The 10542-nt window shown below is 66.6% G+C and carries 12 protein-coding genes; 3 read left to right on the top strand and 9 right to left on the bottom strand.

The features are described from left to right. The 3 genes from KGM94_RS19555 to KGM94_RS19545 all read left to right on the top strand — a co-directional run. Positions 1-339, top strand: a 339-nt coding sequence (locus KGM94_RS19555; protein WP_300263137.1) for a FliH/SctL family protein, incomplete at its 5' end; no start/stop codon positions are given. 13 nt (positions 340-352) lie between these two features. After that, entirely contained in the window at positions 353-703 is a 351-nt protein-coding gene (fliN, locus tag KGM94_RS19550; RefSeq protein WP_300263135.1) for a flagellar motor switch protein FliN, read from the top strand. Between the two features lie 51 nt (positions 704-754). Then, on the top strand, positions 755-2137 hold the full coding sequence (locus KGM94_RS19545) for a sigma-54 dependent transcriptional regulator (protein WP_300263133.1): 1383 nt from the start codon (positions 755-757) through the stop codon (positions 2135-2137). Positions 2138-2263: 126 nt separating this feature from the next. Here the strand turns inward: KGM94_RS19545 and KGM94_RS19540 are convergent, their stop codons facing one another. The 9 genes from KGM94_RS19540 to napA form a co-directional block, all read right to left on the bottom strand. Then, on the bottom strand, positions 2264-2419 hold the full coding sequence (locus KGM94_RS19540; RefSeq protein WP_300263131.1) for a hypothetical protein: 156 nt from the start codon (positions 2417-2419) through the stop codon (positions 2264-2266). A 117-nt stretch (positions 2420-2536) separates the two neighbouring features. Next, a complete protein-coding gene (locus KGM94_RS19535; RefSeq protein ID WP_300263129.1) occupies positions 2537-3706 on the bottom strand; it encodes a cytochrome P450 in 1170 nt (389 codons plus the stop codon). Between the two features lie 29 nt (positions 3707-3735). Then, positions 3736-4941: an LLM class flavin-dependent oxidoreductase gene (locus KGM94_RS19530; RefSeq protein WP_300263127.1), complete on the bottom strand. Its 1206-nt coding sequence runs from the start codon at positions 4939-4941 to the stop codon at positions 3736-3738. A gap of 114 nt (positions 4942-5055) precedes the next feature. Then, positions 5056-5658, bottom strand: a complete 603-nt coding sequence (locus tag KGM94_RS19525; protein ID WP_300263125.1) for a DUF2478 domain-containing protein — start codon at positions 5656-5658, stop codon at positions 5056-5058. An 11-nt stretch (positions 5659-5669) separates the two neighbouring features. Continuing rightward, positions 5670-6386, bottom strand: coding sequence for a NapC/NirT family cytochrome c (locus tag KGM94_RS19520; protein ID WP_300263123.1), 717 nt, complete (start codon positions 6384-6386; stop codon positions 5670-5672). Positions 6387-6393: 7 nt separating this feature from the next. Beyond that, positions 6394-6855 (bottom strand): nitrate reductase cytochrome c-type subunit, encoded by a 462-nt coding sequence (locus tag KGM94_RS19515; RefSeq protein WP_300263121.1) that lies wholly within the window; start codon positions 6853-6855, stop codon positions 6394-6396. After that, positions 6852-7796 (bottom strand): quinol dehydrogenase ferredoxin subunit NapH, encoded by a 945-nt coding sequence (napH, locus tag KGM94_RS19510; protein WP_300263119.1) that lies wholly within the window; start codon positions 7794-7796, stop codon positions 6852-6854. Before napH ends, KGM94_RS19515 begins: the two co-directional genes overlap by 4 nt. Next, positions 7793-8560, bottom strand: coding sequence for a ferredoxin-type protein NapG (gene napG, locus KGM94_RS19505; RefSeq protein WP_300263117.1), 768 nt, complete (start codon positions 8558-8560; stop codon positions 7793-7795). Before napG ends, napH begins: the two co-directional genes overlap by 4 nt. A gap of 17 nt (positions 8561-8577) precedes the next feature. Next, positions 8578-10542, bottom strand: a 1965-nt coding sequence (gene napA, locus KGM94_RS19500) for a nitrate reductase catalytic subunit NapA (RefSeq protein ID WP_300263115.1), incomplete at its 5' end; no start/stop codon positions are given.

Here is a 10542-nt window from a genome sequence, read left to right as displayed (position 1 = left end):
GCCGACCTGATCGCCGCCGAGCCGCTCGGCGAGATCATCGCGCTGGTGCGCGACTGCTTCTCGCACCTGGTCTCGACGCCGCATCTGGTCGTCCGCATCAATGACGCGCTCTACGACAGCGCACGCGAGAAGATCGAGCGGTTGGCCAAACAGAGCGGATTCGAGGGCCGGCTGGTGATCCTGGCCGAGCCCGAGATTGCGACCGGCGACTGCCGGATCGAATGGGCCGACGGCGGCGTCGTGCTGGAGCGCGGCGCCATCTCGGCCAAGATCGACGAGCTCGTCGGACGCTATGTCGCGTCCCGCGACGGGCCCGCCGGCGCAGCCAACGGGAATTGAAGGGAAACAAGTCATGAGCGACACCGACAGCCAGGTCCCGCTTCCCGATCTCAACGGTCCGGCGCAACCGCCCGATGCCGACATCGGCTACAACGAGGACGAATACGCGGCCCGGGTCGCCGCCGACCTCGAGGCCGTCTTCGACGTGCCGGTGCAGGTCTCGGCCGTGCTCGGCCGCTCGAAGATGGACGTCGCCGACCTCTTGAAGCTCGGGCCCGGCACCGTGCTCGAATTGGACCGGCGTGTCGGCGAGGCCATCGACATCTACGTCAACAACCGCCTGGTCGCCCGCGGCGAGGTGGTGCTGGTCGAGGACAAGCTCGGCGTGACCATGACGGAAATCATCAGGACGGAGCGCGGCTGACAATCGCCGGAATAAGGCGCGGCAGCGCGAACAGACTTACAGGAGAAAGACATGCGGCTTCTCATCGTCGGCACATTGAAGGGCCAGCTCACCACCGCCACCAAGATCGCGATGGAGAACGGCGCCACCGTGACCCACGCCGAGGACAACGAGCAGGCGATGCGCGTGCTGCGCGGCGGCAAGGGCGCCGACCTGTTGCTGGTCGACGTCGCCCTCGACATCCGCGACCTCGTGATGCGGCTGGAGGCCGAGCACATCCACGCCCCGATCGTCGCCTGCGGCATCACCAACGACGCCCGCGCCGCGGTCGCCGCCATCCACGCCGGCGCCAAGGAATACATCCCGCTGCCGCCCGAGCCGGAGCTGATCGCCGCGGTGCTCGCCGCCGTCGCCAACGATTCCCGCGAGCTCGTCTACCGCGACGACGCGATGGCGAAGGTGATCAAGCTCGCCCAGCAGATCGCGGGCTCCGACGCCTCGGTGATGATCACGGGCGAATCCGGCACCGGCAAGGAGGTGCTGGCGCGCTACGTCCACATGCGCTCGGCCCGCGCCAAGCGTCCCTTCATCTCGATCAATTGCGCGGCGATCCCCGAGCACCTGCTGGAGTCCGAGCTGTTCGGCCACGAGAAGGGCGCCTTCACCGGCGCCGTCGCCCGCCGCATCGGCAAGTTCGAGGAGGCGACCGGCGGCACGCTGCTACTCGACGAAATCTCCGAGATGGACGTTCGCCTGCAGTCGAAGCTCTTGCGCGCCATCCAGGAGCGCGTGATCGACCGGGTCGGCGGCACCAAGCCGGTGCCGGTCGACATCCGCATCATCGCGACCTCGAACCGCAATCTGGCGGACGCGGTGCGCGAAGGCACGTTCCGCGAGGACCTCCTGTTCCGCCTCAACGTGGTGAACCTGAAGATCCCGCCGCTGCGCGAGCGTCCGGCCGACATTCTCGAGCTCGCCCAGCATTTCGTGAAGAAATATGCCGACGCCAACGGCGTGCCGCTCCGGCCGATCTCGGCCGAGGCGCGCCGGGTGCTCTCGACCAACCGCTGGCCCGGCAACGTGCGCGAGCTCGAAAACACCATGCACCGCGCGGTGCTGATGGCGCAGGGCGACGAGATCGGACCCGACGCCATCATCACGCCGGACGGCGACCGCCTCGACCTCGCCAGGACCGCGCCCGCCGTGGCGCACGCAACGATGGCGGCCGAGCAGGTCACCCGCGCGCTGGTCGGCCGCACGGTCGCCGACGTCGAGCGCGACCTGATCCTGGAGACGCTCAAGCACTGCCTCGGCAACCGGACGCATGCCGCCAACATCCTCGGCATCTCGATCCGCACGCTGCGCAACAAGCTCAACGAATATGCCGACGGCGGCATTCCGATTCCGCCGGCCGGCACACCGGGCGAATATCCGCGCATGCCGGCGATGGGGTAAGGCGGCGCCGACGGAAATTCCAGGGGTACGGATGCCCGGGACCAGGTCCCGGGCATCGTTCGTTGCGGGGCGGGAGGTTGTCCAACGAAACATGCGGAACAACCCCATGCACCGTGGCCGCTTGGCTCATGAATAGCTCGGCGCGTCGGGATTGCGGAAGATGTGGATGGGATCGCCGGGCTCGAAGCGCTGCCCGGAGAGCATCGCATAGGCATAGAGCGCGAGATAGGCGACCGCCAGTGCACCGATCGCGTAGAACGCCCAGACCCCGACTCGCTTCATGACGTCCCGACCCGATTTCACGCGCTGGCCCGAAGGGCAGGCCCTCTGCAAGCCTTGTAGGTCGGCCGCGGGCAAAACGCCACCGCAGCCTGTTCGCCGCCCGGCGGCCGGACCTGCTTACGCGTTCCACCTCACCGGCAGATTGAGCAGGCCGCGAAAGGCCCAGCCGCCGATCCGAACCGGCTCGTCGCCGGCGATCTGCAGATTCTTCACGCGCGCGAACAGGGTCGGCAGCGCGACGTCGGCGATCATGGCGCGCGAGGCCCAGGCGCCGGCGCAGAAATGCGGCCCGGCGCCGAAGGCGACGCTCTTGCTGACGTCCCGCCGCACGTCGAATTCGTCCGCGCGCTCGAAATGCCTCTCATCGCGATTGGCCGAGCCGAACATCAGGAACACGCGCTCGTCGGGCTCGAAGGCGACGTCGCGGATGGCCCAGGGTCTTGCGATTCGGCGCGGCGACATGCCGATCGGAGAGATCCAACGCGCATATTCCTCGAATGCCTGCATCCACGGCACCTCGCCGCCGAGCACCAGGTCGAGTTGACTGGGATGGGTGAGTAGCGCCCACACCGTGCCGGCGATGGCGTCGCGCGGCTCGTTCTGGCCGCCTGAAATCGAAAGCTTGATGTTGGCGCGCACGCTGTCCATCGGCATGCCGGAGGCGACCATCACCCCGAGCAGGCTCTGGTCCGGCTTCTTGCTGACGACCGGCAGCATGTCGTCGATCGCGGCATCGATGCCGGCGGTCGCGGCGTGGCAGCGCGCCTCGACCGCGGGATCACCCGCATAGTTCGCGATGCCGTCGATCATGGCCTGCGACCACGCGTTCATGTCCTCGAAGCGCAAGCTGGTGAGACCGGTGATCGACTTCAGGCATTCCGCCGAGAACGGCAGGGCGAAGTCGCGCACGAAATCGATGCGGCTTCCGGGAGCGATGGCGTCGATGATGCGGTCCGCATGCGCCTGGAACTGCGCGGTCCAGTGCGCCTTCACCGTCTTCGGCGAGACGGCCGGGAACATGGCGCGGCGCTCGACCTGGTGATCCTCGCCGTCCTTGCGCATCATGTTGTGGCCCATCAGGCGATTCATCAGGCCTTCGGGCTGGTGCGAGGAAAACACGTCGATCTGCTTCTCGGAGATCGAGATGTCGTCGCGGCTGCACAGGAGCGTCGAGCCGAGCTGTGGCACGAAGACGATCGGTGCCTCGCGCCGCATTCTCGCCAGCGTCGGATAGGGGTCGGCCCAGAACGAGACGGGGTCGATGTCGATGCGCGGTGCGGTGCTCAAGCTCGGCTCCTGTCGTTGTGCGGCCCGCCCTATCCGGCCGCGGCCTTCGCCGGCGCGACGCTAACCGCAAGCTTGCCGTAGCGGTCGGTGAAGGCCTGGGTGTCGATCTCCTCGAGCTGGATCTCGCCCGCCATCACCGCCTTCTTCCATATCTCCTGCTCCGGATCGCTCTGGAACTCCGGCATCACCTCGCGCGCGAACAGCTCGAGCGATTCGCAGATGTGCTCGTGACTGTTCTTGCCGGCCTGGTTGAGCAGGATCACCTGGTCGATGTGCGAGGAGCGGAAGCGACGCAGCTTCTTGCGCAGCGTTTCCGGCGAGCCGATCAGGCCACCGCGCAGTGCGGCCTCCTGCGCCTCCGGATTGTCGCGCTTCCACTTGTTGTACTCGTCCCACATGTTGACGGTGCCGGGCGCCGGGCGCTGGCGGTTCTGCGAGGCGCCGTAGAAGCGCAGTGCGAACTGGAAGAAGGTGGCGCCGTCGGCCCGCGCGCGGGCCTCCTCGTCGGTCTTGGCGCACATGAAGAACGACACCAGCGCCATGTTGGGATTGATCTCGTAGTCGGCGAGCTTGGTGAGGCGCTTGGTCATCGCGTTGTAATAGGCGTGCACCCAGGCGTGCGCGGCATCCGCACTGACGAACTGGAAGCCGAGCGCGCCAAAACCGTGGCGGCCGGCGCGCTCGATGGTCGGAAGCTGCGAGCAGGCCATCCACAGCGGCGGATGCGGCTTCTGCACCGGCTTCGGCACCACGTTGCGCAGGGGGATGTCGAAATACTTGCCGTGATGCTCGCTGCCGCCGTCCCGGAACATCGGGAAGATCGCGCGCACCGCCTCCTCGAACACCTCCTTCTTGGTCTCCATGTCGCGGCCGAACGGTTCGAGCTCGGTGATCGAGGCGCTCTCGCCCATGCCGAATTCGCAACGTCCGTTCGAGAGCAGGTCGAGCACTGCGACGCGCTCGGCGACGCGCGCCGGATGATTGGTGGTGAGCTGCAGGATGCCGTGGCCGAGTCGGATTTTTTGCGTGCGCTGGCTGGCGGCGGCGAGGAAGGACTCCGGCGAGGGCGAGTGGGAATATTCTTCGAGGAAATGATGCTCGACCACCCAGGCGTAGTCGTAGCCGGACCGGTCGGCGAGCGCCATCTGCGTCAGCGCATCCTGGTAGAGCTTGAGCTCGCCGCCGGCGATCCATGGACGTGGCAATTGCAGTTCGTAGAAGATGCCGAACTTCATGGCGCCGCTCTCCCCGCAATCGTTCTCGTTGCGGGCATTGTATTGAGCGGCGCGGCCCTGTCCATCGCCGGCAATTCCGCCGTGCGGGAGAAGGCGCGGAAGAGCGGCGACTCTTCAGATCGCGTGGAGCGACGCGTTCTCGGCCGGAACCGTGCCGAGCAGGCGTACGAGCCTCACGACCTCCTCCGGCCGCGGCTCGGGCGTCGCAATGATCGTGGTGAAGTAGTCGCCGCAGAACTCGGTCCAGGCCGCTTGATTGCTTCGGGGTACGCCGATCACGAGACTCTTGCCGCCGTCGATGCTGCGCGCGATCAGGTCGCGCAATCCGCCGCCCTCGGCTTCGGCCTTGCCGAACTTGTTGAGGAAGACGATCTCGGCGTCAGCGAGCCGGCTCTCGACCAGTTGGGCGGCCTCGATCAGCCGAGGCGTGGAGAGGCGGCAGGAGATAGCGCCCGCGCCGAGATCCTGGGAGATCGAGATCGACCGGCCGGTCGCGAGCTCGTGCAGGACCATGTCGCAGCGGGAGCGTCCCGCATGAGGCACGTCGTGCTGAACCAGCCCGGCCAGGCTTTTCCCGGACCGGCGAAGCTCGGCGACGAGACGCTCGAACCACTGGTTCAGGTCCGCGCTGGTGTCGTAGACCAGCGCCAAGCTGACGGGCGCAAGCCACCCGGCCGAGCCCACTGCCGCGTCGCGGCCGCCCTGTACGATCTGCATCACCCGACTCACTATCTGGCTGCCTTCGCCTTGGCCACGTTGGCGTCCTGCAGGAAGTCGATCAGGCGCTGCGTCGGCCCGACCTCGTCGATATGCTCGAGCATGTCGCGGTATTCCTCCCGCGCTTTCGGCGGCAGCTTGTGCGCAATGCCCTGGTGGCAATCGATGCAGGTCTTGCCTTCGGCAAAGGCCGTCTGGTGCAGCTTCGAGGCGCGCGGTTCCTGCACGGAATATTCCATGTGGTCGAACTTGTGGCAGTTGCGGCATTCGCGCGAGTCAGTCGTCTTCATGCCGCGCCAGACGCTCCTGGCGAGCGCAAGGCGATGCGCGTTGAACTTCTCCTGCGTGTCGATGCTGCCGAGCATCTTGTGCAACAGCTCGTTCGACGCCTGGATCTTGCGGACCACCTTGTGCCCCCATTCCTTGGGCACGTGGCAGTCCGGGCAGCTCGCGCGCACGCCGGTGCGGTTCGAATAGTGCACCGTGTTGCGGTACTCGAGGTAGACGTTGTCCTTCATCTCGTGACAGGAGACGCAGAACTGCTCGGTGTTCGTCATTTCCATCGCCCAGTTGAAGCCGCCCCAGAAGACGACACCGGCGACGAATCCGACGACGATGATCACGCCCCAGGCGTATCGCGCCGTCGGCGAGAAGAACCAGCGCCACAGGCGCCCGACGAAGCCGGGCCGCGGTGCGGCGGTGGCAGCGGAAGAGTTCGTGTCCTGCATCGCCGCCTCACTTCGCCTGCGTCGCGTTCTGGAAGATGTTGCCGACCAGCGGCTTGGCGTCCGCCTGCGGCACGTGGCACTGCTGGCAGAAATAGCGCGTGCCCGCGACCTTATCGAGTCGCACGCCCTGGCGGTCGACATAGTGCGTCTCCGAGATCTTCGGCGCGTTGACGCGGGTGTTGCCTGGCCAGTCGTGGCAGCCCATGCAGGCGTTGTTCTCGCCGGTGATCTGGTAGCCCTCGACCTTGTGCGGGATCAGCGGCGGCTGCTGGCGATAGGCGCGATCGAAGCCGCCGGCCGGGACGGATTGCTTGGTCACATCGGGCGGCACCGAATCTTCGGTCAGCGGCGCCTCGCGCAGCGCCTTTGGCGCCTTGGCCTCCTGTGCGAGCGGCCCCGATGCCGCAAACGGGATTGCAAGAGCTACGGCCACGGCCGCGATCAACGGAATCAATCGGACGAACGTCATGAGAGGTCCCTTTCAAGGACTGCCGGCTGGGAGGAGATGACGCGCGCCGCAGGCGCCGGCGCGGTCGTGGAAGGGAGCGGATGCGCGGCGTTGCGGCTGCGCAGGCCGAGATGGAAGACTTGCTTGGAGCAGACGTCGATGCAGGCGCCGCACACGGTGCAATCGCCCGCGGTGATGACGGGACCGGCGCCGGTGCGCTCGCCCTTCAGCGCCGGGCTGATGACCTGCGGCTCCGGACAGACGGCGAAACAGTCCATGCAGTCGTTGCAGGCTGCGCGATTGTCCGCAGTGACACGCAGCAGCGCGACCCTGCCGATCTGGCCGTAGAACGCGCCGACGGGGCAGAGATGGCCGCACCAGCCGTGCTTTGCGACCAGGAGGTCGAACAGGAAGATCGCCACGGCGCCGCCGGCGCCGAACCAGACGCCGAACACCAGCGCGCGGTGCAGCGCGGTCACCGGGTTGATCAGCTCCCAGGCGACCGAGCCGGACAGCATTGATGCCGCCAGCACCGCGCCGACGAAATAGAGCCGCAGTTCCGGGCGGATCTTGGCCGTGAAGGTGATGCCCAGCCGCCGGCGCAGCCACGCGGCGAGATCGGTCACCGGATTGACGGGGCAGACCCAGGAGCAATAGGTGCGCCCGCCGAACACGAGGTAGCCGACCAGCACGATGGCCGCGCCTGTCGCCGAAAGCGCCTCAGGCCAGTGGCGCGCGGCCAGCGACTGCAGGACGATGAAGGGATCGGTGAGCGGCAGGACGCCGAGCGTCATGGACGAGGCCAGCGTGCCCTTCGCGATCCAGATGCCGAACAGCGGCCCCGACAGGAACAGCGCCAGGAAAGCCACCTGGCTGATCCGGCGCAGCACCATGAACTTCGACGACGCCCACAGACCTTTCTGCGCGCGCGCCTCCAGATATGGCCTTGCGTTCACCGTCATGGAAAGCCTCCGGCCTCGGGCCTGCGCACCGGCAGCTTGAGCGGCGCATCGACCAGCGCCCCGCCGGCCTTCTTCTTCTCTTCCCAGCCACGCTTGTAGTGCTCGTCCTGCTTCAGCGCGGCGATCTCGATCGGCAGCACCTTGATCGCGGCATCCGTCAGCACGCAGGACTTCTCGCATTTGCCGCAGCCGGTGCAATACTCGGCGTGAACCACCGGCTCGAAGATCGCGTGCTTGGTGGTGCGGGCGTTGTGCGACAGCTCCAGCGTGATCGCCTTGTCGATCGCCGGGCAGACGCGATAGCAGACGTCGCAGCGCAGGCCCTGCAGATTGAGGCACGTCTCCCGGCTCGTGATCACCGCGACACCCATCTTCGCTTTCGCGATGTCGGTGAGCGCATGGTCGAGCGCGCCGGTCGGACACGCCTTTACGCAGGGGATGTTGTCGCACATCTCGCAGGGCACGTTGCGCGCCACGAAGAACGGCGTTCCGACGGCGGGGCCGTCCGCCCAGTCCGACAGCCTCAGCGTGTCATAAGGGCAATCGCGGACGCAGAGACCGCAACGGACACAGGCCGCCAGGAAATCCCTCTCGGGCAAGGCGCCCGGAGGCCGCAGCGCCTGCGCCGGCCTCGCGCGCGAGGACACGCCGAACGCGGTCAGCATCGTCGCGGCGACGGCCGCGCCGCCGCCGAGGCGCGTCATGTCCTGCAGCGCCTTGCGGCGCCGCGGATCGCGCGGGATGCCCTTGGCCGAATCCGACATGGCGCGTCTCGCGAAGGCTAGGCCGACACCACGCGGCAGGCGCACTTCTTGAAGTCCGTCTCCTTCGAGATCGGACAGGTCGCGTCAAGCGTGAGCTTGTTGGCGAGCTGGCTCTCGTCGAAGAACGGGAAGTAGACGAGCCCGCGAGGCGGCTTGTTGCGTCCCTTGGTCTCGACGCGCGTGACCACCTCGCCGCGCCGCGTCTGGATCTTCACCGGCTGTCCGCGCAACAGCTTGCGGTCGGCCGCGTCGTCGGGATGCATGAACAGCGTCGCCGCCGGGACGGAACGATGCAGCTCGGGCACGCGGCGCGTCATCGAGCCGGAATGCCAGTGCTCCAGCACGCGGCCGGTGCACAGCCACAGATCGAAGTCCTTGTCCGGCGTCTCGGCCGCCGGCTCGAACGGGCAGAAGATGATGCGCGCCTTGTTGTCCGGCTTGCCGTAGAACGACACGCCCTCGCCCGGCTTCACATAGGGATCATAGCCCTCGCGGAAGCGCCACAGCGTCTCCTTGTTGTTGACGACCGGCCAGCGCAGGCCGCGCGCCTGGTGATACTGCTCGAAATCCGCCAGATCGTGACCGTGCCCGCGGCCGAACTTGGCGTATTCCTCGAACAGGCCCTTCTGCACGTAGTAGCCGAAGGCCGCGCTCTCGGAGTTGTCAAAGCCCTTCTGGCACTCGGTGATCGGGAACTTGTTCACCTCGCCGTTGGCGTAGAGCACGTCGTACAGGGTCTTGCCGCGCACCTCGGGCTTCTTGGCGATCAGCTCCTCGGGCCAGACCTCCTCGATCTTGAAGTACTTTGCGAACTCCATCGTCTGCCAGAGGTCGGAGCGCGCCTCGCCCGGCGCCTTGACCTGCTGCCGCCAGAACTGCGTGCGCCGCTCGGCGTTGCCGTAGGCGCCCTCCTTTTCCATCCACATCGCGGTCGGCAGGATCAGGTCGGCGGCAAGCGCGGTGACGGTCGGATAGGGATCGGAGACGACGACGAAGGCGGCCGGATTGCGGTAGCCGGGATAGCCCTCCTCGTTCATGTTCGGGGCGGTCTGCATGTTGTTGGTGCACTGGACCCAATAGGCGTTCAGCTTGCCGTCCTTCAGCATGCGGTTCTGCAGCACGGCGTGGTAGCCGATGTTGCCGGGCAGCGTGCCTTCGGGAAGCTGCCACACCTTCTCGGCCATCTCGCGATGCTTCGGATTGGTGACGACCATGTCGGCAGGCAGCCGATGGGCGAAGGTGCCGACTTCGCGCGCGGTGCCGCAGGCCGAGGGCTGGCCGGTCAGCGAGAACGGGCCGTTGCCGGGCTCGGATATCTTGCCCGTCAGCAGGTGCACGTTGTAGATCATGTTGTTGACCCACGTGCCGCGCGTATGCTGGTTGAAGCCCATCGTCCAGTAGGAGACGATCTTCTTCCTGGGATCGGCGTAGAGCTTGGCGAGCCGCTCCAGATTCTCCTTCGGCACGCCGGACGCCTTGTGGGCGTAGTCGAGCGTAAAGGGCTCGAGCAGCTTCTTGTATTCCTCGAAGCCGATCTTGTCCTTGAAGCCGGCCGGATCGAGCGCGCCGTCCTTGCCGGCCTTGTGCGAGGCGTTCGCCGCCTTGACCTCGAGCGCATGCGTCGGGCGCAGGCCGTAGCCGATGTCGGTCACGGTGGATGCGAACTCGACGTGCTTCTCGACGAACTCCTTGTTCACCGCACCGGAATTGACGATGTAATTCTGGATGTAGTTGAGGATCGCGAGATCGCTCTGCGGCGTGAATATCAGACCATTGTCGGCGAGCTCGAACGAGCGGTGCTCGAAAGTGGAGAGCACGTGTACCTCGCAGCCCTCATGCGTCAAGCGGCGGTCGGTCAGGCGCGACCACAGGATCGGATGCATCTCGGCCATGTTCGAGCCCCAGAGCACGAAGGCATCGGCCTGCTCCAGATCGTCGTAGCAGCCCATCGGCTCATCGATGCCGAAGGTGCGCATGAAGCC

The organism is Bradyrhizobium sp. (assembly GCF_028868675.1).
Classification (GTDB): domain Bacteria; phylum Pseudomonadota; class Alphaproteobacteria; order Rhizobiales; family Xanthobacteraceae; genus Bradyrhizobium.
Note: the sequence above shows the minus strand (reverse complement) of the source record. Positions and strands in the feature narration are given on the sequence as shown.

What these genes read in the sequence shown, in the direction of transcription:
- KGM94_RS19525 (WP_300263125.1), bottom strand. Translation starts at nt 5,658, where the DNA reads ATGCAGATCGTACAGGGCGGCCGCGACGCGGCAGTGGGCTCGGCCGGG.
- KGM94_RS19520 (WP_300263123.1), bottom strand. Translation starts at nt 6,386, where the DNA reads ATGCAGGACACGAACTCTTCCGCTGCCACCGCCGCACCGCGGCCCGGC.
- KGM94_RS19540 (WP_300263131.1), bottom strand. Translation starts at nt 2,419, where the DNA reads ATGAAGCGAGTCGGGGTCTGGGCGTTCTACGCGATCGGTGCACTGGCG.
- napG (WP_300263117.1), bottom strand. Translation starts at nt 8,560, where the DNA reads ATGTCGGATTCGGCCAAGGGCATCCCGCGCGATCCGCGGCGCCGCAAG.
- KGM94_RS19530 (WP_300263127.1), bottom strand. Translation starts at nt 4,941, where the DNA reads ATGAAGTTCGGCATCTTCTACGAACTGCAATTGCCACGTCCATGGATC.
- KGM94_RS19515 (WP_300263121.1), bottom strand. Translation starts at nt 6,855, where the DNA reads ATGACGTTCGTCCGATTGATTCCGTTGATCGCGGCCGTGGCCGTAGCT.
- fliN (WP_300263135.1), top strand. Translation starts at nt 353, where the DNA reads ATGAGCGACACCGACAGCCAGGTCCCGCTTCCCGATCTCAACGGTCCG.
- napH (WP_300263119.1), bottom strand. Translation starts at nt 7,796, where the DNA reads ATGACGGTGAACGCAAGGCCATATCTGGAGGCGCGCGCGCAGAAAGGT.
- KGM94_RS19545 (WP_300263133.1), top strand. Translation starts at nt 755, where the DNA reads ATGCGGCTTCTCATCGTCGGCACATTGAAGGGCCAGCTCACCACCGCC.